A 25,281-nucleotide genomic window follows, 5' to 3' on the forward strand; every position below is an offset into this window, starting at 1 on the left:
CGGAGGGCGGTCTTTCGGGGTCGCCCTCCGCATTTGAATAGTGGCTACCTTGCCGTCTGCTCGGCCGCCCGCTTACCTGCTATTTGAGAGGTAAAACCTACCAAAATAAACCTGTCCCTTTTGGCAGGTTTACAAGAAAGCGGGGATGAGATGGCGACGGTGTACGGGTATGCGCGGGTGAGTTCGCGCGATCAGAATCTGAATCGGCAGCTGGATGCGCTGGGCGCCTATGGCGTGGGCTCAGCGAATATTTATGCCGACCATGCGAGCGGCAAGGACTTCGATCGACCGCATTATCGCGAGCTGTTGCACGTCCTGGGAGACGGGGACGTGCTGGTGGTGCTTTCTATCGACCGACTTGGTCGTAATTACTCCGAGATTCTTGAGGAATGGCGACGCATTACCAAGGAGCTCGGGGTTGCCATTGTGGTATTGGACATGCCATTGCTTGACACGCGCGCTAGGGCCAGCGGCGCGCCGGATGTGACCAACACCCTGATTGCCGATATTGTGCTGCAACTGCTGAGCTACGTGGCGCAGGTGGAGCGCGAGAATATCCATCGGCGCCAGGCGGAGGGAATTGCAGCGGCGCGGGCGCGAGGGGTTCGTTTCGGTCGACCTCGCAAGCCGTGCCCTCCTCAGTTTGAGCTGGTGCGCGATAGCTATGAGGCAGGCGATATTACCCGCAGCCAGGCAGCAAAGTGCCTGGGCGTGTGCGTGGGGACGTTCGATCGCTGGATGCGCGAGGCGGGGTAGGGGTTTGCGTCGCTTTGTCGCTTCCTGTTGCGATTCAAATTTTGATACGGTGACGATGCCATTTGGGGCTACACTCGCTGATATTCAAAAAAGGAGGTTGGCCCTTGGCGCGCGTAAAACAAATAATCGGATGGACCGCAATTGTTCTGTTCGTTGCAACGCTGGCGGGCATCTGGGTGCTGACGGAGCAAAATGCGGTGGAGACGTCGTTGCTGAGCGAGTCCACCGCGCGTGTGGTGGAGGGTCAGGCTACGGGCGTTCAGGCTGCTGATGCCACAGGTGAAGCCCAGACAGAGAACGGAATGACCGGGGGCGCCGATTCGGCTGCCTCGAATGTCCGGTCTGGCCGACTTGCTTCCATTCGCATGTGGGTGGGCACAAACGTCCGTCGCGTTGCCCATACCGTAGAGTTTTTCTTCGTCGGATTATTCGCCTCCGTGGTCGTGGTTTGCCTTTCCAGGCATCCGTGGAGCGTATGCTCCCGTTGCGTGCCCGTATTGCTCTTTTGCGCCGCCTGCTCCGTTGGCGATCAGGTGCATAAGATCTTTGTTCCCGGCAGGCATTTCGACGTTATCGATTTAGGATTCGATGCTGCGGGCTATGTCACCGCCATGCTGTTGGTATTGCTGGCAGCGGCGTTGGTGCGCCATGCGACTCGGCCGATCGGCGCCCATGCGAGGCGCTAGCCTTAAGACGAGACATCGCGACTGCCTATGCTTCGACATTGACTACAATAACGGCTGCAATCGCGAGCGGTCGTCGATGTGCAGTTTTCCAGACACCTGTTTTCTCTAAGAAAGGAAATCCCATGGCGGTATTGTTTGTTGAATATCCCAAGTGCTCGACCTGTAAGAAGGCCAAGGCATGGCTGGACGAACATGGGGTAGAGTATATCGATCGCGATATCGTTTTGGACAATCCCACGGCTGATGAGCTTGCGACCTGGATTGCTCGTTCGGGGCTGCCGGTGCGGCGCTTCTTTAATTCGTCGGGCATGAAATATCGAGAGCTGGGCCTGAAGGCGCGTCTGGATGCGGGCATGACGGATCAGGAGTGCTACGAGCTGCTGGCGACCGACGGCATGCTGGTCAAGCGTCCGCTACTGGTGGGCGACGACTTTGCGATTCCCGGGTTTAAGGAAGCGACCTGGACCGAGGTGCTGCTGTAGTGGCTGCGGAAAGTGCGTCCCGTTTTGAGCTCGGATTCCGGGACGCAGTTTCCGGTTGAAGGGGCTAGCGGAAACCGTATCCCAGTTTGAGCGGGCCTCTAGGGGAAAGCGCGTCCCGTTCTGGACGTAAATTCCGGGATGAGCTTTCCGGTTGGCGGGCATGCGCACTATCCCGGCTGGCGGGCATATGCGCTAATCCTCAAGCTGTGCCCATTCGTGCGGATCGTAGACCTTTACGTGCTTGTTGGGCTTGCCGCTCCAGTACTCCTCGTCCATAAAGGGCAGATATGCCTGAACGCCAGGGCAGATAAAGGGAATCCGCTGCTGTTGCAGTCGCTCGCGCTGACGCTGCTCCAGGTGCGCCTCGGATATGACGGTCGGCATGCCGGACAACTCGACGAGGCTTGCCTGGATTCGCTTAAGGTCGGGGAGTCCCGCGTGCCATGACATCCGCATGATCAAAAAGGATGCACGGCGGTATTTTGCCTGCACCACAGTAATGGCGGGGCGCAGTGTGGGATGGATTTTGTCCCGTTCGGGCCAAAGGTCAGCAGTGATCTCGAGGCCCAGGGTCTCCCATAGGTAATCAAGCTCTTCGTCCATGGCGCCTCGATATCTACGCGATCATTGATACTTCGATTGTGTTGCCTGGTGCTATCGTTTTCGCGGTAGAATCTGCCAACGGTTGACGGCTACCGCTCGCGGCGTTTTGCCCCTCGTGTACAGCGGTCGGCTTCACAGGTCCTTCACGGGTTGGACTAAATAAGGCCAATTTGACTGAATTTCAAAAAAGTCAAAATTGGGGCTTGCGTCACGGCGAGACTTCCCGTATATTTCTTTCTTGCGCAAAGGCACAGCCGAGCGCAGCGATGCAGTCATTGGGATGTCGTCTAATGGCAGGACAGCGGATTCTGGTTCCGTCAATGGGGGTTCGACTCCCTCCATCCCAGCCATTGCATTTGCTACATATGGCCCGTTCGTCTAGCGGTTTAGGACGCCGCCCTCTCAAGGCGGAGATCACCAGTTCGAATCTGGTACGGGCTACCAAAATTGAACGCCCGGGCCTCGTAAGAGACCCGGGTTTTGTGTATTGACCGTATATACGGCGCCTGCCGTGTTTCGCTCAGATCGAGGAGTAGCCATGGATCTGCCCATCAGCTTGCAAGACATCACGTATGCCGAGAACTATCTGGCGCAGGGCGACCTGGCTACGGCGACGCCGCTGCTGGAGCGTCTGGTGGAGCTCGCCGAGGAGTATATCGACGCCGAGTGCAAGACGGAGGAGAAGCGCCAGTACTTTAGCTTCGATAGCAAGTTTGAGCGCTTGGCCTATCGCCGCGTGGAGAAGGATCCGCGCGAGCTCGTGCAGGTCGAGGTGCCGTTTGACCGCCTGTACTCTGACATGGCGTTTGCCTACATTCGCCAGCAGGATTATGTGAGTGCTCGCAACGCCTTGATGCAGGCCGTGCGCTGGGACCCCATGAACTGCAACTACCGCCTGGATCTGGCCGAGCTGTTCCGCGCTCTCGAGGACAAGCAGGAATGGGCATCGCTCTCGTTCTCGGTGCTGGAGCGTGCAAGCGATGGCAAGTGCGCCGCCCGCGCTTACGCCAATCTAGGTCAGTACTTCTTGGAGCCCGAGACCGAGAACGTTTCGGCTGCCGTGGGCTGCGCGCGTCTGGCGCTGCGCCTGGCGCCCAACGATGCGCATACGACGCGCCTGCTCAACAAGATCCATACCACCTATCCGGATGCCGCCGATGAGAGCGACGAGCACGTGATGGGTGAACTGGCCCTGCAAGGCGTTCCGACCTCGCCTTCGGCCGAGATTGCCATCTGCCTGATTATGTGCGCGACCGATGCTGCAAGCGACGGCGACAAGCAGGAGGCGACGCGCCTGACGGTGCGTGCTCGCGACTTGGTGGGCGAGGAGGCCTGCGCGGCGATTATTAAACTGGTGCGCGAGAGCGATGCCGAGCTCAATGCCGAGCGCAAGGCAAAGCGCGAAGCTACGGGCAAGGGTTCCGATGGCGCCAAGGAGGCCGGCGATGCCCAGTAAGCGCGAGCGCAAACTCATTTCCAAGAATCGCTCGGCACATCACGAGTACTTTATCGATGAGACGTTTGAGTGCGGTATTGAGCTGAGCGGCACCGAGGTCAAGTCGATTCGCGAGCGCGCCTGTCAGATCACTGACACTTTTGCGCTGATTCGTGGCGGCGAGTGCTGGCTCGTCGGACTGCATATCCACCCTTATAGCCATGGTGGCGTGTGGAATCGCGATCCCGACCGTCGGCGTCGTCTGCTGCTGCACCGCAAGGAGATCGACTTTCTTGACGGCAAACTTCGCAACCGTGGTTATGCGCTGGTTCCGTTGGAGCTCTACTTTAATACCGACGGCCGCGTAAAGCTGCTGCTGGGTCTGGGTCGCGGCAAGAAGCTCTACGACAAGCGCGAGGACATGGCCAAGCGTGATGTCCAACGCGAGATCGACCGCGCCCTCAAGGAACGTAACCGGTAGGCGCTCTATATAAGTTGCGGTGAGATACGGACTGTTTTGCCTGTTTGAGGGGCTATTCAGTCCCTATTTCACCGCAACTGCGGGCGTCTCATCTTTCTTACTGTTCTGACACATATGTCTCAAAGGCGGCGTCCGTTATGGGCGTCGCCTTTTTTGTGGGTACATACATCCATGAGGTTCCAACCCGAGCTAGGGGAGTGATCGTTATGGACAAAACTGCGTTCTTTACCATGCCGAGTGGCCTGTACGTGGTGAGCGCCGCGGCGGACGGGCTGCGTGCCGGCTGCGTTATCAACACAGCGGTGCAGGTGACATCCGCCCCGCCGCGCATCTCGATTGCCGTGAACAAGGAAAATGTCACGTCCGGCGTAATCGCATCGGCTAAGGCTTTTGCGCTGACCGTGATTGACCAGACCGCCGACATGCTCTATATCGGCAATTTTGGCTTCCGCACCAGCAGCGATTACGACAAGTTTGCCAAGTATGAGACCCACGAGACCACTCTGGGCATGCCCTATGTGCCCGAGCACGCGGCGGCGCTGTTTAGCTGCCGTCTGATTGATACCGTGGATGTGGGCACGCACCTGCTCTTTATCGGTGAGGTCGAAGATGCCGAGCGTCTGAGCGGCGAGGCCCCGCTGACCTATGACTACTACCACAAGGTGTTAAAGGGCAAGACGCCGCCCAAGGCTTCGTCGTATCAAGGCTAGAAATGTTCTAAAAATACTTGCATTATATTATTGAGAATATATACTAATAAGCAAGTACACCAGCAGTCACGTTCGAGAGGAGAACATCATGGCTGAGGAGAAGAAGACGTATAAGTTTGTGTGCACCGTTTGCGGTTACGAGGTTGAGGTCGACACGCCCGAGCTGCCCGAGGATTACGTGTGTCCGGTGTGCGGCGTCGGTCCCGATCAGTTTGAGCTCGTCGAGGAGTAACTCGCAGGCACACGGCGAAAGCCGAACATAGCTCTGTCCAAGGGTCCCGGCCGGATATTCCGGCCGGGACCCTTTTGATTTATCTGACGGTTTAAAACGGCCTTACGTGTTACAGATTGAGACGTTATATCTGGACAGTCACGCCATCCCAATTACATCCCCGTTAGCAGCACGATGTCGAGAATCGTCACGATGGCACCGATTCCTACGAGCAGCGTGTTGAGCGGGCGCGAGTTGGCGTATTTGCCCATGACGCGGCGTGAACTGGTGAGCCGTATGAGCACAAAGACCGTAATCGGCAGCTGAAGCGACAGCAGTGCCTGGCTCCAGATGAGACCTTCAAAAGGATTTGGGACGACCAGACACGCCGCCACTGCGCCGGCGAAACAGGCCGCCACCCCGATCGAGGAATGTCGGTCGTGGATGTCGTATTCCTCGTCGAACATGCCCGCGGTGATGGTGCCTGCCGCCATGCCTGCCGTCACACTACTCGAGAGGCCCGCAAACAGCAGCGCCACCGCAAAGATTGTCGAGCTTGCTGGACCCAGAATGGGGGAGAGCGTGTCCGCTGCGACGGCGAGGTCGTCTACGACCATGCCGTGCGCAAAGAAGGTCGTTGCGGCCAGGATGACCATGGCCGAGTTGATTGCCCAGCCCACGCCCATCGAAAAGAGCGTGTCGAAGAGCTCATAGCGCAGACGCTCTTCGATAACCTGCTCGCCTTGGCCTTCGAAGTGCATGGATTGGATGACCTCGGAGTGTAGAAAGAGGTTGTGGGGCATAACGACCGCACCCAGGACACTCACGATAATCGCGGCAGAGCCAGTGGGCATACTGGGCGTGATCCAGCTTGCGGCGGCTTGCGGCCAGTCGACCTTGACTAGTGCAAGCTCGGCCAAAAACGAGAGTCCTACCACGCCTACGAAGGCGATGATCCAGCGTTCGGCACGCTTGCAGGAGTTCGTCATGAGCATCGCCATCGATACTGCCGCCACGATGACGCAGCCCGCACGCACGGGCAGCCCAAAGAGCATTTGAAGGGCAATCGCGCCACCCAGGACTTCGGCCATGGCGGTGGCGATGGTCGCGAGATAGGCACTGGCGAGCACCGTGCGTCCAACGAAGCGGGGGAGGTAACGTGTCGTGGCCTCGGCAAGACAGGCGCCCGTGACGATACCCAGGTGCGCCGCATTGTGCTGCAGCACAATGAGCATAATCGTGGACAGTGTGACGATCCACAGCAGCGCGTAGCCAAACTGCGAGCCCGCGGCCATATTGGAGGCCCAGTTGCCCGGGTCGATAAAGCCGACGGTCACGAGCAGCCCGGGGCCGATGTGCCGCGCAATGTCTAGGCCTCCGTGACCACCGGTGCGTCGGGAGCCAAAGTGTTGTTTGAGATGGTTGAGCATGGTGCGCTCCTGCGTGCCGTTTGTTTGACGCCGCAAAGGATACCCGTTTTAGGCTTAAAGGTTAACCGAGACTAACAAAATTGTTGTATTTGAATAGGATGGGGAAAGGAGTTGCCGAAATGTCTTGATCTGTAACAACTAGGGATGGAAATTGGACCTAGGTGTTACAGATCGAGACAGGAAGAAATGGTCCTATGGAAAATCTCGATCTGTAACAGTTAGCTGCAAAAACCGGCCCTTCGTGTTACAGATCGAGACATTCGGAACCGTCTCTCGAAAACATCTCAATCTGTAACATCTAGGCGCCAAAATTGGGTCTTCCTGTTACAGATTGAGATGTTTGAAGCGGTGAGTTTACAGGTCGAACTTGGGGCCCTTGTTGCCGTCCTTGAGGTCGGCGGTGTCCACTCGTAGGGCGTGCGTTACGCGATTGTTTCGAAACGGGTGGGAAACACAACGGGCCGGCGATGCCCCTAGTATGCCTATTCAACTGACTGTCTAACACCTAGGGGAGGATCGCGATGCAGGCAGATTCCGCTCAGCAGCAGGGCCTTTATCGCCCCGAATTCGACCACGATGCATGTGGCATCGGCGCGCTTGCCGATATCAACGGCGAGCGCCATCACCAGATCCTGGACGACGCACTGTCCATTCTGGTCAACTTGGAGCACCGCGGCGGCACGGGACTCGAGAAGAACACCGGCGACGGCGCCGGCATCCTGTTCCAGGTTCCGCATCACTTTTTCCGTAAAGAGGCTCAAAAGTGCGGTCAGATTCTGCCGGCAGAGGGCGACTATGGCGTGGCCATGCTGTTCTTCCCGCAGGACGACAAGGGTGTAGAGGATGCCCGCCGCGTGTTTGAGGAGGGCTGCGCCGAAGCCGGCGTGCCGCTGCTCTTCTGGCGCGAGGTGCCGGTCGACCCGCACGACCTGGGCGAGACGGCCCGCGCCTGCATGCCTACTATCCTGCAGGCTTTCCTGGGCCGTCCGGACGACACGCCCGCCGGCGATGCCTTTGAGCGTCGCCTGTACGTGTGCCGCCGCACCATCGAAAAGAAGGCCGACGCTGAGTTCGCCCTGCGCGACAAGATCTTCTATGTGTGCTCCATGAGCTCGCGCACCATCGTGTACAAAGGTATGCTGGTCGCCACGCAGATGCGTCGTTTCTTCATCGACCTCAACGACGCCGCTGTCAAAACGGCCGTGGCGCTCGTCCACTCGCGCTACTCCACCAACACCACGCCCAGCTGGGAGCGCGCGCATCCCAACCGCTTTATCATCCACAACGGCGAGATCAACACCCTCAAGGGCAACGTCAACTGGATTCGCGCCCGCGAACCCAACCTGTACAGCCCCGTGCTGCAGCACGATCTTGAGCGCGTGATGCCCATCATCAACCGCGAGGGCTCCGACTCCGCGATTCTGGACAATGTGCTTGAGTTTTTGGTCATGAACGGCCGTCCGCTCACGCGTGCCGCGTCCATGCTGCTGCCCGAGCCGTGGGACCACAACGACAGCCTGAGCGAGGAGCGCCGCGCCTACGACGCCTACCAGTCCATGCTCATGGAGCCCTGGGACGGCCCGGCCGCCATCGCCTTTACCGACGGCCGTACCCTGGGTGCTGCCCTCGACCGCAACGGCCTGCGTCCCGCCCGCTACTATGTGACGCGCGACGGTCGCTTTATGCTGGCAAGCGAGGTGGGCACCATCGAGGTGAGCCCCGAGAACATCCTGACGAGCGGCTGTCTGGGACCGGGCCAGATGCTCGAGGTTGACTTTGCCCGCGGCTGCGTGATCTACAACGATGAGCTGCGCGCCCGCTATGCCAAGGAAAAACCCTACCGCGACTGGATTGCCGAGGAGACGCTGACCGTTGACGCGCTCGATGAGCCCGTTGCGGCAACACCCGCCGAGGATACCGAGGTGCCCGCCGCCGTGCGCATGGCCAAGCTCGGGTATCACTGGGATGATGTTGACGAAGTCGTGCGTCCCATGGCCCAGCAGGGCAAGGCGCCGCTCGCCTCGATGGGTATCGATGCGCCGCTGGCCTGCCTGTCCAAGAAGACGCGCTCATTCTTCGACTACTTCTATCAGCTGTTCGCTCAGGTCACGAACCCGCCGATCGACGCCCTGCGCGAGCATATGGTCACTTCGACCACGCTCTACCTGGGCAACCACGGTAACCTGCTCGAGGACTCCCGTACGGCCTGCCAGCTGGTGCGCCTGGAGCGTCCGCTGCTGAGCGAGGAGGAGTTCGAGCGTATCTGCGCCATCGACCGCGTGGGCTTTAAGACCCGCCGTTTCCGTGCCGTCTACCGCCGCGATGCCGGCGAGGGTGCGCTGCAGGCTGCGCTCAAGCAGCTTGCAGAGGACGTTGAGGCCGCGGTTCGCGACGGCGTGAACATCGTGGTGTTGAGCGATCGCGCCGCTGCGGGCGAGGTGCCCGTACCGTCGCTGCTCGCCGTGGGCTGCGTGCACAACCACCTGATCCGCGCCGGCGTGCGTACCTTTGCCGACATCGTGGTGGAGTGTGGCGACGCCGTGTCCCCGCACGACTTTGCGGCGCTGGTGGGCTACTCCGCGAGCGGCATCTATCCGTACAACGCGCATGCGTGCATTCGCGACTTGGCGACGCACGGCGATCTGGACGTGACAGCTGAGCAGGGCATCGCCAACTACAACAAGGCTGCGACCGCCGGCATCGTCTCCATCATGTCCAAGATGGGCATCTCCACGGTGCAGAGCTACCACTCCGCGCAGATCTTCGAGGCCGTGGGCTTCACTCCGGAGTTCGTCAACGCGTACTTCGCCGGCACGGTGAGCCGTGTGGGCGGTATGGGTGTCGAGGACGTCGAGCGCGAGCAGAATGAGCGCTACGACGCCGCGCTCGCTATCCTTAAGAGCCCGGCTCCCGATCAGCTGCCCACGTTGGGCCTGACCAAGTGGCGCCCGCTCGGCGGCGAGGATCACCTCATCGATCCGCAGACTGTCTACTTGCTGCAGACCGCCTGCTGTGAGGACAGCTACGACACCTTTAAGGAGTACAGCGCCCGCCTGCACCGCACCGGCCGTGCTGTGCGCCTGCGTGACCTACTGGACTTTAATGCCAGCGGTCGCACGCCGGTTTCGCTCGACGAGGTCGAGCCCGCGCTCAACATCGTCCGCCGCTTTAACACCGGCGCCATGTCGTACGGCTCCATCAGCAAGGAAGCACACGAGTGCATGGCCATCGCCATGAACCGCCTGCACGGCCGTTCCAACTCGGGCGAGGGCGGCGAGGACTCGCGTCGCGAGACCCCGCTGGCTAACGGTGACTCCAAGAACTCCGCCATCAAGCAGGTGGCAAGCGCGCGCTTTGGCGTGACGAGCCGCTACCTGTGCAGCGCCTTCGAGATTCAGATCAAGATGGCCCAGGGCGCCAAGCCCGGCGAGGGCGGTCACCTGCCCGGCAAGAAGGTCTACCCTTGGATTGCCGAGGTCCGTCAGTCCACACCCGGTATCGGCCTGATCTCGCCTCCGCCGCACCACGACATCTACTCCATCGAGGACCTGGCGGAGCTTATCTTCGATCTTAAGAACGCCAACCCCGGCGCACGCGTGTCGGTCAAGCTGGTCAGCGAGGCCGGCGTTGGCACCATCGCCACCGGTGTGGCCAAGGGTGCCGCCGACAAGATCTTGATCAGCGGCCACAACGGCGGCTCCGGTGCTGCGGCGCGCGATTCGATCTGGCACGCCGGTCTGCCGCTGGAGCTTGGCCTTGCCGAGGCTCAACAGACGTTGCTGCAAAACGGCCTGCGCTCGCGCGTGGTACTCGAGGCCGACGGCAAGCTCATGGACGGCACCGACGTCGCCGTCGCCTGCCTGCTGGGTGCCGAGGAGTTTGGCTTTGCGACCATGCCGCTCATCTCCATGGGCTGCCTTATGCAGCGCGACTGCCAGCAGGATACCTGCCCGGCCGGCATCGCCACGCAAAACTGCCGCCTGCGTCGCGGCTTCCGCGGCAAGCCCGAGCACGTCGAACACTTTATGCTCTTTGTTGCCGAGCAGCTGCGCGAGGTCATGGCGAGCCTGGGCTTCCGCACCGTCGACGAGATGGTCGGCCATCCCGAGTGCTTGCGCCAGATTGAGGTCCCGGGCAACCGCAAGGCCAACCTGCTCGATCTGTCGCCCGTGCTGGCGAGCGCGACCTGCGAGTTCGGTGCCCACATCCCGGGTGCCGACGGTCGTCACTTCCTGCCGCAGATGGCTGCGGACAGTGAGCTCGACAAGACGCTCGACTCCACGTTGTTTGTGCCCTATACGGCCGATGCCCGTGCGCACCTGCGTCCGATTCGCTTCCGCGCCGATATCGCCAACGTCAACCGTTGCGTGGGCACCATCTTGGGCAACGCGGTGACCAAGGCGCATCCCGAGGGTCTGCCCGCCGGCTCCATCACCATCGATTGCGATGGTTCGGCCGGTCAGAGCTTTGGCGCCTTTCTGCCGCGCGGCATTACGCTCAACGTGTGCGGCGACGCCAACGACTACTTTGGCAAGGGCCTTTCGGGCGGCGAGGTGTCGGTGCGCCCCAACCCGCATGCGACCTACAAGTTCGACGAGAACATCATCGTGGGCAACGTTGCGTTCTTTGGCGCTACGAGTGGCCGCGGCTTCATTAACGGCCTGGCCGGCCAGCGCTTTGGCGTACGCAACTCCGGTGCCACGGTGGTGGTCGAGGGCTGCGGCAACCATGGCTGCGAGTACATGACGGGAGGTCTGGCGCTCATCCTGGGCGAGGTCGGGCAGAACTTCGCCGCCGGCATGACGGGCGGCGTGGCTTACGTCTTTGACCAGTACGGCACGCTCGATGCCCGTGTGAACCACGAGAGCGTTGAGCTTAAAGCCCCGACGGCCGGTGAGCTTGCGCAGATTCGTGCGCTCATCCAGGAGCACGTGGACGCGACGCAGAGCCCGCGCGGTATTAAGCTGCTCTACAGCTTTGAGACGATGAGCAAGCACTTTGTGAAGGTCATTCCAACCGAGTACGAGCGCGTGCTGGCGATTGTCGCCGCCGCCGAGGCCGTGGGCAAGACGCATGCGCAGGCCGAGGAGCTGGCGTTTGACATTGTGACCGGCCGCGCGAGTGCCGCGGATGTCGCTCGCTTTGATGTGGCGGGTGGTGTCGCTGGCGCTGCGCCCGCCACCGCCAGCTCTGTTGCTTCGACCAAGAAGGAGGCGTAAGTGCCATGGGTAAGCCCGGTGCTTTTCTTGATATCGATCGCGTGACCCATGAGCTGCGCCCCGTGGAGGAGCGCAGCCGCGATTTCGATCCGCTGTACGTGGAGCTCGACGACGACGCGCGCCGTGCCCAGGCGAGTCGCTGCATGATGTGCGGTGTGGCGTTTTGTCAGATGGGCGCGAGCTTTGGCAAGGCACGTCCGAGCGGCTGTCCGCTGCACAACCTGATTCCCGAGTGGAACGAGCTGGTGTACCGCGGCCGTTGGGACGAGGCTGCCGAGCGCCTGTCACTCACCTCGCCCATGCCCGAGTTCACGAGTCGCGTGTGCCCGGCGCTGTGCGAGGCCGCATGCAACCTGGGCTCGGTCGATGGCCAGCCCACGACGATCCATGACAACGAGCGCGCGATTAGCGACCATGAGTGGGCAAATGGCGGTCCGCACCGCTTTGAGCCGGCAGGGGAGGGTGCACCCACGGTTGCCGTGGTGGGCTCCGGTCCCGCTGGTCTGGTGGCAGCATGGGAGCTTGCGCGTCGTGGGGCCCGCGTGACTGTGTTTGAGCGCGACGACCGCCCGGGCGGTCTGCTCATGTACGGCATTCCCAACATGAAGCTCGAGAAGTCCGTGGTCGAGCGTCGCGTGGCGCTCATGCGCGAGCTGGGCATTGTGTTCGAGCTGGGTGCTGACGTTACGAACCCTGCGGTGGCGGCCAAGCTCAATGGCTTTGACGCCGTCGTGGTGGCTGCCGGTGCTCGCGCCCCGCGTGGGCTGGCTGCTGAGAATATTGACGCACCCGGCGTGGTGTATGCCGTGGACTACCTGACGGCCTCGACCGTCTCGGTGCTCGATGGCGGCGAGCCTGTCGTCGATGCACACGGCCTGGACGTCGTGGTCATTGGCGGCGGCGATACCGGTAACGACTGCGTGGGCACCGCGGTACGTCAGGGTGCGCGCAGCGTGCGCCAGTTTGAGTTCTTGCCGGCGGCGCCTGATGCGCGCGCGGCGAGCAACCCCTGGCCGCAGTGGCCAAACGTTAAGAAGACCGACTACGGCCAGCAGGAGGCCATCGCTGTCATGGGCGGCGAGATGCGCGCTTGGGGCGTGGATACGCTCGAGGTGCTGCTGGACAAGAAGGGCGCGGCCGCGGGCCTGCGCGTGGTCGATCTGGATTGGTCGGCTGGCAAGCCCGAGCGCATCGCGGGCTCCGAGCACGAGGTGCCGGCCCAGCTGGTGCTCATCGCCTGCGGCTTTACGGGCCCAGAGCACGGTGTGTTCGACGCCGTTGGCGTGCCCGTTGCCACTGCTGGTCGTCCGCTGCCTGTGATGGCCGCCGAGGGCTCGCATCTTGCGGCGCGTGTTGGCGGCGTCGCTGTGGATGCCGCGCCGGTGTATGTTGCCGGTGACGCTCGTAACGGCAGCTCGCTCGTGGTGAACGCTATGGCCGACGCCCTGGCCTGCGCTGCCGAAGTCGCCGACGCGCTGGAGCTGTAAGGCGGCTGTCCACAGCTGAATCGTCAAGGGCTGTCCCCGAATGCCGGCCCAAAAGGAACGTCCCCAAGTGCCGGCAGCTGGGGACGTTCCTTATGTGCCGGCATTCGGGGACACTCCTTGCGAGTTCGCAGGCGACTTTGTCATTTGCCGACGTGCAAGTGTTCATTCGTCGACGTTTGCGACTGTGCTACTCTGCTCTTTCTGTGGTGGTAGCGGGCGTTTGCCTCAAATGAGTGAACTGACTGTCTATATCTACCTGCGGTTTCTTTGCGGTGCGCTCATTCGGTCAAGTGTCCCGTCAAGTGTTTGGTCAGCATCTGGTTTGCAGCCGGAGGCCTATTTTGCCCGCGCTGGTCGTGGCTGCCCACCCTCCTCGTAAGCTCAAATTGAGGTTCATCAGTTTGAGGAGGATGCCGTGACTGACCACGTTTTAGACCGAGCGCAGCTGGCTGAAGCCGTCGGCAACGATATTGCCGACATGGCCCATTTTTGGATGCTGCGGAAGTTCCAGTTTTTGGAGCCGGCGCGCGAGCAGTTCGAGATCATTGTCGACCCGTGGCTCGGCTATTGCACCGAGCCTTCCCAAAACGAAATCATGGCCTACAACATGGCATTTACCGATTGGCTGCTCTTCGAGCGCCCCTATCGCCATGGCAAGACGCTGCTCGAGCTGTATGTTGATGAGCCGCCGGCATCGCTTTCGCCTGCCTCGCTCAAGCGGCTCGAGCAGGTATGCGACACGCAGTATTTCTCGCGCTTTGGTATTTTGGACAAGGATCCTGCGACTGGTATGGTCGCGCTGAAGGACACACACACCGACCGTCGCTTTGACGTCTACGATCCGCATATCGTGCAAAAGGAGCATTGGAGCGACGGAGCGATTGCGGTGCGCCTCGCCTGCGTCGACGATGTCTGGCTGACGGCGGGACAACTCTATCTGTATGACATCGCACGCCTGAGTGACACGGCGGTCGATGGGCCTGGTGCGGTGCATCCGGAGGACCTGCAGGATGGCTTTGACACCTCGTGCATCAGCTTCTTTTTGCGCCTGGTCCGCGACATCATGGGCGCCCAGGGGCGCTACGTAAAGTCCCTCAACATCTACGAGCAGGAGTGGGAGTAGGGGATGTGACTGGCGTCGCCCTGCTGCCCTGACTTTGTCTCAATCTGTAACGTTTGGCGGCTGTTTGGGCCCGTAACTGTTACAGATTGAGACGGAAGGTTGGCGGCTGCCGAAAGATCTTGTTCTGTAACAACTAGAGGCTCAAAGACTGTCTTCCTGTTACAGATCAAGACATTTGTCAGCGGAGGTAACGGTGACGAAGGTCCATTTGTCTGACGTGGTGGTGATGGAAGTGTCTAATACCGTTCTCAAACACAAACATACGACTCGCAACACGTTGGCGCGGAACAGGATGCTCGCGCGGCTCACGGAGACGGCCAAGCAAGGTGCGCTGTTCGCAACGCATGACAATACCGAGCTCATGTGGCTGCGACGCCATGTTGGAACCGACGATATCGCGGAGCCCGAGCCGTACCTGTTCTGTTTTCAGCATGATTGGGATGCATTGACGTCGGCGGAGCGAGCGCTGAGGACTATCAAAGGGCTTGCGGAATTTCATCCCGATTGGGCGTTTTGGGGCTATGACGCGGCGCTTTTGTGGGGTTTGGAGGTGCCGAATGATCTGCTCGGGCCGCGCTTTCTTGTTAAGACGGGTTGTTCGGTGACGTTGAGCAGCGGGTGCAGGTTGTTGCGTCCGCAGATGGCGGGCGCGCTCGAGCGTGTTGATGGCGTGCGGGTGACGTCGTTTTGGCGCACGGTGGAGGATTGCTTACTGCGTGCGCCGTTCTCCTACGGGTTGGCGATTGCCGATTCTGCACTGCGGGCGAAAGGCGTATCACGTTGGGATTTGTGCGAGCGCCTCCGCGCCGATTGCGAGGGCAGGCGAGGGTATCGCAGGGCACAGGTGATTGCGTCGTATGCGGACGGGCTGTCCGAAAACGGCGGCGAGTCTCGGTTCCGAGCGTTCTTTATTGCGTACGGCTTTCTAGTTCCGGAGCTGCAGGTTGAGTTTCGCGACCCGCTCGATCCGAGCCAGGTATTTCGCGTCGACTATTTTTGGCAGCTCGAGGACGGGACGTGTGTCATCGGCGAGCTCGACGGAAAGGGGAAGTACACCCTGCAGAGCGGCGGGGGCCGGGAGTCGGTAGACCCATTCGTGGCAGAGCGTCAGCGGGAATCTCATCTGACAATGCTCGGGCACAAGGTGCTTCGGTTTACGTTTGATGAGCTCAAGAATCCGGGGAAGCTGGTCGAGAAAATGAGGCTGGCGGGTATTCCTCGGCAGGCTGAATTGGCTGAGGAGTGGAGACGTCAGTGGTATGGGCGCTGAGAGGTTTTGTCTCAATCTGTAACGTTTAGAGGTTATTTGAGCTCGTAACTGTTACAGATCGAGACAAACCGGTGAAACGTCGACCGAATGTCTCGATCTGTAACATCAAGGGGCCCAATAACCCTGTACCTGTTACAGTTCGAGACATTTCCCTGGTGTTGCTGGGGTGGGGCTGCAACGTATTCCGTCCCCCACATCCCCTCTTCCCTCCGTTAGCCGATATGTCCGCAGCAACCCTGCCGCGCTGGATAATAATGGACAAATGTTCAAGTTAATCGTGAGGGAGGAGCTCGATATGGCGTCTGCCGATCGTCCCACGTTGTTTATCAATGCGACCATTCTGGATGGTTCGGAGCATATGGAGCCGCAACCCGATATGGCCGTGACTGTTGAGCGCGGCGTCATCACCTGGATGGGGCCGAGTGCTGTGGCGCAGGCGCCAGCGGGTGCCGAGGTTATCGACCTGGCCGGTGCGTATCTCATGCCCGGGCTCATCAATATGCACGTGCACCTGTGCGGCTCGGGCAAGCCTGTCTCGGCCGGCGATGCGGGCGCGCTGATGAAGAAGCTCGATAATCCCGTGGGGCGCGCCATTGTGCGCCATATTCTTAAGGGCAGCGCCCAACAACAACTGGCAAGTGGCGTGACCACGGTGCGCGGCGCGGGCGACCCGCTGTTTGCCGATCTGGCCGTGCGCGATGCTATCGATGCCGGCAAGTATCAAGGTCCTCGCCTGGTGGCGCCGGGAACGGGCGTAACGGTGCCGGGCGGCCATGGTGCGGGCTTGTTCGCCCAGGTGGCCAACAGCCCTGCCGAGGCGGCCGAACAGGTGCGCGACCTGTATGCGCGCGGTGCCGACGTCATCAAGCTGTTCGTGACGGGCGGCGTGTTCGACGCTACCGAGGTGGGCGAGCCGGGTGTGCTGCGTATGCCGGTCGAGGTTGCCGCGGCGGCGTGCAAGGCGGCGCACGAGGTGGGCCTGCCGGTTATGGCCCATGTCGAGAGCACCGAAGGCGTGAACGCTGCGCTTCAGGCCGGCGTCGATACGATCGAGCACGGCGCTCCGTTGACGCCCGAGATCATGGAACTGTACCGTGGCGCCGCGGGCACGCAGCTCGAGGGGCGTGCGCCCAGCGTTACCTGCACGATCAGCCCGGCGCTGCCGTTTGTATTGCTCGACCCGGAAAAGACCCATTCGACCGATACACAAAAGAAGAACGGTGACATCGTGTGCTCGGGCATCATCGAGAGCGCCCGTGCCGCACTGGAAGCTGGCGTTAAGGTGGGCCTTGGCACGGACTCGAGCTGCCCGTTCGTGACGCAGTACGACATGTGGCGTGAGGTGGCCTATTTTGCCAAGTATGTCGGCGTGGGCAACGCCTTCGCGCTGCATACGGCCACGCAGGTCAATGCCGAGCTGCTGGGGCTGGGCGGCGAGACCGGCACAATCGAGTGCGGCAAGGCCGCCGATATCCTGGTGACGCGCGAGAACCCGCTCGATGACCTGTGCGCACTGCGTGATCCGACGCACGTGATGTGTCGCGGTGATCTGGTGCGCAAGCTCAAGGTGAAGCGTATTCCCGAGGTGGACGCCGAGCTCGACGCGATTATGGCCATGCCTGCCGAGGCGTTGGCCGAGGAGCTTACCCGCGATGGCGTGGCGTAAGCGCGCGATATGGCGATGCGACAAAGGGACAATCCTTTTGTCATAATCAGAAAAAGCCGAGGTCCCAGTGCGAGGCCTCGGCTTTTATTTGTCCCATGGTATGGCAGCTATGAGCGCGTCTCCATCTTGGCATGGCACTTGGGGCAGGTGACGCGGATCTTGCCTTTGCCCTTGGGAACGGAGAGCATCTGGCCGCAGTTGGGGCACTTTAGATAGGCCGTGGTCTTGCGGCCCTTCCACATCTTCTTGGCTGTGCGCTTGGCACGTTCAAAGTCTTCCTTGCTAGTACCGGCTGCGCGCGAGGCGTTGGCCGCTGCAGCTCCGCCGCCCAAGCTAGCTACAAACTTGCCCAAGCCGGGTACGTTTGCAGTCGCGGCGACAAAGGCCTCGTTCTCCTTGTGACGTGCGTCGATATTTTTGGACAGGCCGCGCAGCACGCCAATCACGATTACGACGATGGCAATCCAGCTGAGCCACTGGATGCGGGCTATCGATCCGATCATCGCGATGACGATGCCGGCAAAACCCATCACGATGGTGAGTTCATCGGCACCATTGCGACCCTTCATAAAGTCATTCATGCAAATTGCCTTTCGTTCGATATGCTGCACGCCTTTATACCCGATTTAGAGCAAGGGGGACAGGTTAATCTGCACCAATGTGGTGCAAACATACCTGTCCCCGGAATACCAAGACGGTGCAAACGTACCTGTCCCCAATGCCCCAATTACTTGGAGAGTTTGTCGACGACGCGTTCGATTTCGGCGAGTTTGGCGGCTTTGAGGTCTTCGTCGCCCGATTCGATTGCCGAAGTCACGCAGCCCTCGATATGCGCCTTGAGCACGTCGGCGTTAATGCGCGCGAGGAGCGCCTGTGTGGCCATGAGCTGCGTGGAAATATCGACGCAATAGCGGTCCTCCTCGACCATCCGCAAGATGCCGTCGATCTGGCCGCGTGCCGTCTTGAGCATGCGGGTCACCGATTTGTGGTCTGCCATCATGGCGGGTCCTCGTTTCTGGTCGATGGGGTCGAATGCTTCTGGTAGCTGCTACGCGGCGGTCACGGACAGGGCGTGGAACTTCTCGCCGGCGCCCTCGACAGCGGCGGCGAGCTGCTCGGCGGTCACGGTGTCGGCGCACTCCACCTGGACGGTCTGAGTCTCGTGATCGGCGTCGGCGTCGGTCACGCCGGCCACGTTGAGCAGTGCCGTCTCGACAGTGGCGTCGCAGTGGCCGCACATGAGGCCGGAAGTCTTGATTGTGTAACGCATGGGTATTCCTCTCTGTTGTGTCGGCTTTCCCAGGCACCCGACCTTGACCTTCAAGCCGTCGCTCGCGTACCAAAGTACGCGTCGCTCCTCTTTCAGGTCAATCTCGGGCACCTGGAAAACCCGTTCTAAATGGACTTAATGGTTAGCCTATTTTGCCACTTTAGGCTTAAAGGATTTCAGACGCAGCGCATTGCTTACGACGCACACGCTCGACAGGCTCATGGCCGCGGCGCCAAACATCGGCGAGAGTTGCCATCCCGTGAGCGGGAAGAACACGCCCGCGGCGAGCGGAATGCCGATGCCGTTGTAGAACAGTGCCCAGAACAGGTCCTGCTTGATGTTGCGGATCGTGGCGCGCGACAGCTCGATGGCCCGCGCAACATCCATGAGGTCGCTGCGCATGAGTACCACGTCGGCGCCCTCCTTGGCGATGTCGGCGCCGGTGCCGATCGCAAGGCCCACGTCGGCGCGCGCCAGGGCGGGGGAGTCGTTGATGCCGTCGCCCACCATGGCGACCTTGCTGCCCGCACCCTGCAGTTCGCGCACGTGGCGTTCCTTGTCGGCGGGGAGGACGTCGGCGATGACCTGTTCGCTGCTCAGTCCCACGCGGCGGGCGATGGCTTCGGCCGTCACGCGGTTGTCGCCGGTGAGCATACGCACATCGACGCCGAGCTTGCGCAATGCGGCGATGGCAGCAGCGCTCGTCTCTTTGACCTCGTCGGCCACGGCGATGGTGCCGACAAGCTCACCGTTCTTGGCAAAGAACAGCGGCGTCTTGCCTTCGGCAGCGAACTGCTCGGCAAGACCGGCGGGCACCTCCGCGCCCAGCTCGTTCATCAGGCGCACGTTGCCGGCTGCGATGACATTCTGCCCCTCGCGCGCCGTAACGCCTCGTCCAGGCACTGCGGCAAAGTCCTCGACCATGCGCGCCACGATTCCGCGCGCCTCGCACTCGGCCATAATCGCTTCGGCCAGCGGGTGCTCGCTCGAGCGCTCCAGCGCGGCGGCTAACTTGAGCAGCGCCTTTTCGCTCATGGCGGGCGAGCCGTCGGCGCGCGCGGCAACCACAATATCGGTCACGGCCGGCTTGCCGCGGGTGACCGTGCCCGTCTTGTCGAGCACCACGGTGCCCACGCTGCGTAGGTTTTCCAGCGCCTCGGCGCTTTTGAACAGGATGCCCATTTCGGCGCCCTTGCCGGTGCCCACCATGATGGCGACGGGCGTGGCCAGGCCGAGTGCGCACGGACAGCTGATCACCAACACCGCCACGGCGGAGGTGAGCGCCTCGTTCACGCTGCCGGTCAGTGCCATCCACACCGCAAAGGTCACGGCCGAGATTACGAACACCACGGGCACAAACACGCCGGCGACCTTATCGGCCATGCGGGCGATGGGCGCCTTGGTGGCGTTGGCGTCCTCGACGAGCTGGATGATCTTGGCAAGCGACGTGTCGGAGCCCACGCGCGTGGCGCGGAAGGTAAACGATCCGGTGCGGTTGACCGTGGCGGCGTTGACGGTGTCGCCGGCGGTCTTTTCCACGGGGATGGACTCGCCGGTGAGCGCACTCTCGTCCACGGCCGACGCGCCCTCGAGTACTACGCCGTCGACAGGGATAGACTCGCCGGGGCGCACACGCAGGACATGGCCGGGAAGGATGGCGTCGACGTCGACGGTGGACTCGGTGCCGTCCTCGGCCACGACGGTCGCGGTCTTGGGCGCCAGGTCGATCAGCGCTTCGATGGCGCCGCCGGTTTTGGATTTGCTGCGCGTCTCGAGGTATTTGCCCACGGTGACGAGCGACAGGATTGTGCCCGCACTCTCAAAATACAGATTGTCCATGCCCGTCATCATGGCCTCGTGGACCTGTCCGGCGGCCAGTTGGTCGGCCATGATAAACATGGCGTAGAGCGACCAGGCGATAGACGCGGTGGCGCCGACGGCGATGAGGGCGTCCATGGTGGGCGCGCCATGCGCGAGCGATTTAAAGCCGTTGATGAAGTATGCGTCGTTGACATAGACGATGGGGATGAGCAGGACGAGCTCAGTGAGGGCGAGCGTCATGCTGTGGGTATGGTCGGTGAAGACGCCGGGCAGCGGCCAGCCAAGCATGTGCCCCATGTCTATGTAGAACAGCGGGATGAGGAAGATGATCGAGATGATGAGGCGGGTGCGCATGGCGGAGGCGGCGGCCTCCAGCTTTTTGGTGGGCGACTCCATATGGGCGGCGCCGGACCTGGCTTGCGCACTTCCGCTTTGGACAGCGTCGGTGCCCGTGCTGATGGGCGAGGCTGAGTAGCCCGCGCGGTCGACAGCGGTGCAGATGTCGTCGGGGGAGACCTGCGCAGGGTCGTAGTCCACCAGCATAGAGCCGGCGAGCAGATTGACCGCGACGCTTTGGACGCCGTCGAGTTTGCTCACGGCACGGTCCACGTGCGCCTGGCAGGCGGCGCACGTCATGCCGCCCACATCGAATTTATCTTGAGCCATGGCTTCTCCTTTCTGTGGTTCGGTATTGGAATTGTTAACCTGCCGATACTATACACCCATACCCCCTGGGGGTGTCCAGTACAGAAAGAAATATATGACATTTCGTTACAGATGAGGATGGATGGTTGGCCGATGGATCGTCCCAACCAATCATCTCAATCTGTAACATCTAGCAGGGAAAATGACCTCTAACTGTTACAGATTGAGACAATTGCCGGGGAGGGGTCCCGTCACGGCAAGATGCCCGCTCCCTAGATACAGAGCCCGGGGATCACACAGGTTCGTTTGTTTGGCTTTTCCGCAGGCGTTGCGTACGTAAAGACGTCGCCGTCGTGCCCCACGCGGTTCATATAGAGCGTGCCTTCGCTCTCCGATGTGTCGGGGCTCACCGTGCGCTCCCACCAACAGGTGTCCTTGCCCTTCCACTGGCGGACCATCGTCTCGTTCGTGGAATACGGGCTCACCTTGAGCTCGCGGAAGAGCTGATACTCCTTGCCCTCGCCGTTGTAGATGTCTGCCAGGTAGTGATAGTCCTCGGCAAACGAATCGGGCGGTTGTGTACCGCACAGCTCGACCATGGCGGGCAGCCAAAGGGTTGCGGGCAACTCGCTCAGGCACGATGCGCTGTTGGCGGCGCCCACATTGTTCGAGACCTTCTTGACCCCTTTAATGAGTGCGCGCAACTCGTTGGGCAGCAGCTTAAGGCCGTCGCCGTTGAGCCATTCCCGCAGCTCGCAATCTACCCAGCCGGCGCTCGGCGGTTCAGCTGCAGCGTTGCGCTCGGCAATACCCGCGTCGAATATAAACGTCAGCCCGGCCTTGCCCGTACCGTCCAGAAGCTCATCGTGACGGATGCCCACAAGCTGCGCGCCGACCTCCAGCCCGTTGGTGAGTTTCACGCGCTTGGTACACGGATAGGGGATATGCCCGTTGTCATCGAGCAGATGATAGCGCTTGGCAATCTCGCGTGCCTCGCTACGGGTCTCGGCGGCCTTAATCTTGAGCGAGATCTCCTGCAGCTGATCCCAAGTGTAGTCGTCAAGCGCACCGCGGATGCCGTCCAGGTAGTCGGGGATGCCAAAGCCATGGGTCGCCGCCCCAATGACGCTGAGCCCCGCAACGACTGCAACGACGCCACCGATAATAAAGCGGCGGCGGGTCATGGCATCGTGCCGGGCCTGCTCCAGGATCTCTCGCGCGCGCTCGCCGGCGACGTCGACCTTAAGGTGCGTACCGGAGTCGATGTCGATTGCGGCGTCATTGCCCGCGCCTTCGCGGCCCTCGGATTCGGCATCGGTGAGGTATGCCGAGAGCACCTCGAGCATCTGCTGCTCGGTGGGACGATCGCACTGCTCGACTGAGAGACCCTTCATGATGATTTGGACGAGCGCTTCATCGCCCTCGCAGCGCGGCTCGAGCGGCGCCGGCTTGGTCTTGGTCTTTACGAGATAGAACGAGCCGGTTGCAGCGGCGTCCGTCGACTCAAAGTCAAACGGTTTGCGACCGCTGTAGAGCTGGTACAGAATGCTCGAAAGCGCGTAGACATCGATTGCCGGCGAACGGCGAAGGGCCGCGATGCCTTCGATATCCTGCGTGAGCATCTCGGGCGCGGCGTATGCGGGCGTGGCAAAGCGCCAGATGTCGGCGCGCCGGGTGATCGTGTCGTCGCCGAGAGCCATGGTCGCGGAGCCCATGTCGATGAGGCAGGGGTCAAAGGAACAATCGGCAATCTGCTGCTCGAGCGTTCGGCTGGTGGTGCGGAACATGATATTGGCAGGCGACAGGTCGCGATGGACGACCGGATTCACAAGGCCTTGGGTCATCAAGAGCGCACGAAGCACGGCGTTTCCGACGGCGGCGACCATCTGGGTGGTCAGCCCGCCCGAGGCGTCGTGAGGAAGCAGGGGCAGCGCCTGCTTGAGTGAGGTGCCCTCGACCCACTCCATGAGGATGAGCGGGTCATCCTCGCACGATCCGTAGCCGTAGACGCGCGGAAATCCGCGCAGGTGCGAGACGGTACACAGATGACGGTACTCCTCGAACAGCGCAGCGGTGTTGGCCAGGTGCGCTGCCGATTGCTCGGCGGAACGGTCGGGGGCTTGGCCGGAAAGGATGGCGTTGTCCTTGAGCAGCTTGACGGCAAAGACCTCGCCGCTTGTGTTGGTCGCGCGAAGCACGTGCCCGATATTGCCGTTGTTGCGGTGGTCCGTCTGGAGAATAAGCGTCATAAACCGACGCTTGGCGTCGTCCTCGGCGCTGGGGTCGACCGCCACGGCGGTGTCGAACGTGTCAAGACGGATGAGTTTGTCGCCATAGGCGCTATCGGTAGTATCCATGGCGTTCCTTTGTCTGGCATGGGTTGCCGTGCGTATACGTGAGCAGTGCGGATATCGGTAAAGTACCATGATAGCCGCACTGCTCACGTATACCGCTGAGTATTGTCGTTTACGACGCAGAAGGTAGAAGACGAAAGACGGACGGCGACCGTCTTCCGATCGCCGTCCGCGCTAGTCCACAATGACAAGGAATGTCGTGTAGAGACCCAGATGGAGCCTGTCGCTGTTGGCGATTTCCACGGGGGGATAGACTTTGCCGGGCTCGCGTTGGTCGCGCGGCGGCTCAATCACAATATCGCCGTCGCCCGCGCCCGATTCGAGCACTGTGCCGTTGGTCGATCCAAGGCCCTGGGCGTACCAGTGCTCACCCTCGAGCCAAATACGAAGATGCTCGCGCGAGGCGTCGGCGCCTACATCGGTGATGCTGGGCGAGGTTTTGGGCAAAGAACCAATCACGGTGCCGCGCGGATCGCGTGTGAGGGGATGGATTTGCATGTCGGCGCAGTTGTCGGCATGGGTTCTGAGCAGACCGAGGTTGGGGGCGACGGTGCGCGGCTGCTCCAGGCTGCTCATAAAGCCACGTCCGACGGTAGTTTCGGTGGTGCCAAAGTGCCCGCCCGTCTTGCTGTCGCAAAAGCGCTCGACGGTGGCCACGCCCTGAACGGGATCGGCGAGCGCCCCCGTTGCCACAAAGAGCATAAGGTAAAGCGTGCTTTTCTCGCGCACGGCATTGCCGTCAAAGTTGTCGATGCGATTGAGGGCATTTGCATATAGGCGGCTGTCCAGCTTGTAGCTGGCGAGAGCCGACATCATTTCGTTGGCGGCCGGACCGCGATAGTGCTCGGCGATTGCCCGATAGGCGGACTCGCCGCCGCCGAGCTTGCTGCAGATTGCCGCGGAAAGGTTGAGCGTGGTGACGGTAAAGTCGCTGTAGATGGCGGGCGCGCACTGGTCAGGCTTGCGATGGACGATGTAACGGGTGAGATACGAGCGGTTGGAAGAGCATTTCTCGAGCAGGGTACTGCCGAGATAAGAGTTTCCATTGATGAGCATTCGGGCGATCTCGAGATGTTTAAGACCGCCGAACGAGCGAATATCGTTATAGAGGACCGAGCAAGGCGTCTCTGCTGCCACGGATACCTCCTTTGATTGCTTCCTAGCCAATATGGCGATAGGAATTAATGGCTCCCGGTGGGCGACGTATTAAATGGCTGCGCAATATACAGCGTAACCAAAGCAACATTATAGGCCACATGTTCGAAATTGCAGGAAGACTGAGAGATTTGGTTTGGACTGGACGGAAATCCCCCTCTGTCTTGATCTATAACAATTAGGACCGATTTTACTCGGTAACTGTTACAGATTGAGACGTTTGTGAACCGTGTCGACCGTTTGTCTCGATCTGTAACACGTAGAGGAAGATTTGCCCTGTAGATGTTACAGATTGAGACAATCGGCCGGGCCCACCTCGAGCCCGCCCCGTTCGCTTCGTCATCTGTGGTTTACGTGGGGGCATGCGATGCACGGGTATACTAACCAGCGGCGAATCTGCTCCATCGCTTAGAGCTGCTGCGTCTGGACGGCGCGTGATAGGGCTGCCAAAGCGATCGCCAGCGTGCTGAGCAACGT

General features: G+C 61.0%; 20 protein-coding genes and 2 tRNA genes. 14 read left to right on the forward strand and 8 right to left on the reverse strand.

What is annotated here, in order from left to right; genetic code table 11:
- Nucleotides 1-150: 150 nt before the first annotated feature.
- From PMX60_RS00260 to PMX60_RS00270, 3 genes are all read left to right on the forward strand, one after another.
- A complete protein-coding gene (locus PMX60_RS00260) occupies nucleotides 151-756 on the forward strand; it encodes a recombinase family protein (RefSeq protein WP_138340470.1) in 606 nt (201 codons plus the stop codon).
- A 104-nt stretch (nucleotides 757-860) separates the two neighbouring features.
- Nucleotides 861-1,442 carry a VanZ family protein gene (locus PMX60_RS00265; protein WP_161115424.1) on the forward strand — a complete coding sequence of 194 codons (582 nt, stop codon included), beginning with the start codon at nucleotides 861-863 and terminating at the stop codon, nucleotides 1,440-1,442.
- A gap of 122 nt (nucleotides 1,443-1,564) precedes the next feature.
- A complete protein-coding gene (locus PMX60_RS00270; protein ID WP_195234690.1) occupies nucleotides 1,565-1,924 on the forward strand; it encodes an arsenate reductase family protein in 360 nt (119 codons plus the stop codon).
- 192 nt (nucleotides 1,925-2,116) lie between these two features.
- On the opposite strand, the gene PMX60_RS00275 is transcribed toward PMX60_RS00270, so the two are convergent.
- Nucleotides 2,117-2,527 (reverse strand): hypothetical protein, encoded by a 411-nt coding sequence (locus tag PMX60_RS00275; protein ID WP_271746478.1) that lies wholly within the window; start codon nucleotides 2,525-2,527, stop codon nucleotides 2,117-2,119.
- A gap of 276 nt (nucleotides 2,528-2,803) precedes the next feature.
- Between PMX60_RS00275 and PMX60_RS00280 the strand changes: the two genes are divergently transcribed.
- From PMX60_RS00280 to PMX60_RS00305, 6 genes are all read left to right on the forward strand, one after another.
- Nucleotides 2,804-2,877, forward strand: a tRNA-Gln gene (locus PMX60_RS00280).
- A gap of 17 nt (nucleotides 2,878-2,894) precedes the next feature.
- A tRNA-Glu gene (locus PMX60_RS00285) sits at nucleotides 2,895-2,971 on the forward strand.
- A 94-nt stretch (nucleotides 2,972-3,065) separates the two neighbouring features.
- Nucleotides 3,066-3,983: a tetratricopeptide repeat protein gene (locus PMX60_RS00290; RefSeq protein WP_148332039.1), complete on the forward strand. Its 918-nt coding sequence runs from the start codon at nucleotides 3,066-3,068 to the stop codon at nucleotides 3,981-3,983.
- Nucleotides 3,973-4,443, forward strand: coding sequence for an SsrA-binding protein SmpB (gene smpB, locus PMX60_RS00295; RefSeq protein WP_006235325.1), 471 nt, complete (start codon nucleotides 3,973-3,975; stop codon nucleotides 4,441-4,443). The genes PMX60_RS00290 and smpB overlap by 11 nt, the downstream gene beginning before the upstream one ends.
- A 206-nt stretch (nucleotides 4,444-4,649) precedes the next feature.
- Nucleotides 4,650-5,153, forward strand: coding sequence for a flavin reductase family protein (locus tag PMX60_RS00300; RefSeq protein WP_195544906.1), 504 nt, complete (start codon nucleotides 4,650-4,652; stop codon nucleotides 5,151-5,153).
- An 88-nt stretch (nucleotides 5,154-5,241) separates the two neighbouring features.
- Nucleotides 5,242-5,385, forward strand: coding sequence for a rubredoxin-like domain-containing protein (locus PMX60_RS00305; protein ID WP_035137395.1), 144 nt, complete (start codon nucleotides 5,242-5,244; stop codon nucleotides 5,383-5,385).
- Between the two features lie 152 nt (nucleotides 5,386-5,537).
- On the opposite strand, the gene PMX60_RS00310 is transcribed toward PMX60_RS00305, so the two are convergent.
- Entirely contained in the window at nucleotides 5,538-6,794 is a 1,257-nt protein-coding gene (locus PMX60_RS00310; RefSeq protein WP_271746479.1) for an Nramp family divalent metal transporter, read from the reverse strand.
- Nucleotides 6,795-7,315: 521 nt separating this feature from the next.
- Here PMX60_RS00310 and gltB point away from each other — a divergent pair.
- The 5 genes from gltB (at nucleotide 7,316) to PMX60_RS00335 (ending at nucleotide 17,559) form a co-directional block, all read left to right on the forward strand.
- A complete protein-coding gene (gene gltB, locus PMX60_RS00315) occupies nucleotides 7,316-12,013 on the forward strand; it encodes a glutamate synthase large subunit (protein ID WP_271746480.1) in 4,698 nt (1,565 codons plus the stop codon).
- Between the two features lie 5 nt (nucleotides 12,014-12,018).
- Nucleotides 12,019-13,500, forward strand: coding sequence for a glutamate synthase subunit beta (locus PMX60_RS00320; protein WP_055285688.1), 1,482 nt, complete (start codon nucleotides 12,019-12,021; stop codon nucleotides 13,498-13,500).
- A gap of 415 nt (nucleotides 13,501-13,915) precedes the next feature.
- Complete coding sequence (locus PMX60_RS00325; protein WP_271746481.1) at nucleotides 13,916-14,623, forward strand: hypothetical protein; 708 nt, start codon at nucleotides 13,916-13,918, stop codon at nucleotides 14,621-14,623.
- A gap of 193 nt (nucleotides 14,624-14,816) precedes the next feature.
- Nucleotides 14,817-15,893, forward strand: coding sequence for a hypothetical protein (locus PMX60_RS00330; protein WP_271746482.1), 1,077 nt, complete (start codon nucleotides 14,817-14,819; stop codon nucleotides 15,891-15,893).
- A gap of 295 nt (nucleotides 15,894-16,188) precedes the next feature.
- Nucleotides 16,189-17,559, forward strand: a complete 1,371-nt coding sequence (locus tag PMX60_RS00335; protein WP_271746483.1) for an amidohydrolase family protein — start codon at nucleotides 16,189-16,191, stop codon at nucleotides 17,557-17,559.
- Nucleotides 17,560-17,666: 107 nt separating this feature from the next.
- Here the strand turns inward: PMX60_RS00335 and PMX60_RS00340 are convergent, their stop codons facing one another.
- The 6 genes from PMX60_RS00340 to PMX60_RS00365 form a co-directional block, all read right to left on the reverse strand.
- On the reverse strand, nucleotides 17,667-18,140 hold the full coding sequence (locus tag PMX60_RS00340; RefSeq protein ID WP_271746484.1) for a hypothetical protein: 474 nt from the start codon (nucleotides 18,138-18,140) through the stop codon (nucleotides 17,667-17,669).
- Between the two features lie 146 nt (nucleotides 18,141-18,286).
- A complete protein-coding gene (locus PMX60_RS00345; protein ID WP_226812542.1) occupies nucleotides 18,287-18,556 on the reverse strand; it encodes a metal-sensing transcriptional repressor in 270 nt (89 codons plus the stop codon).
- 51 nt (nucleotides 18,557-18,607) lie between these two features.
- Nucleotides 18,608-18,829: a heavy-metal-associated domain-containing protein gene (locus PMX60_RS00350; protein ID WP_006235338.1), complete on the reverse strand. Its 222-nt coding sequence runs from the start codon at nucleotides 18,827-18,829 to the stop codon at nucleotides 18,608-18,610.
- 147 nt (nucleotides 18,830-18,976) lie between these two features.
- Entirely contained in the window at nucleotides 18,977-21,316 is a 2,340-nt protein-coding gene (locus PMX60_RS00355; protein WP_271746485.1) for a heavy metal translocating P-type ATPase, read from the reverse strand.
- Nucleotides 21,317-21,567: 251 nt separating this feature from the next.
- Nucleotides 21,568-23,652 carry a protein kinase domain-containing protein gene (locus tag PMX60_RS00360; protein ID WP_271746486.1) on the reverse strand — a complete coding sequence of 695 codons (2,085 nt, stop codon included), beginning with the start codon at nucleotides 23,650-23,652 and terminating at the stop codon, nucleotides 21,568-21,570.
- A gap of 171 nt (nucleotides 23,653-23,823) precedes the next feature.
- Nucleotides 23,824-24,786, reverse strand: a complete 963-nt coding sequence (locus tag PMX60_RS00365; RefSeq protein WP_271746487.1) for an FHA domain-containing protein — start codon at nucleotides 24,784-24,786, stop codon at nucleotides 23,824-23,826.
- Nucleotides 24,787-25,281: the final 495 nt, after the last annotated feature.

The sequence above is a fragment of the Collinsella aerofaciens genome, assembly GCF_028206995.1.
In the GTDB taxonomy this organism is placed as follows: domain Bacteria; phylum Actinomycetota; class Coriobacteriia; order Coriobacteriales; family Coriobacteriaceae; genus Collinsella; species Collinsella aerofaciens_AQ.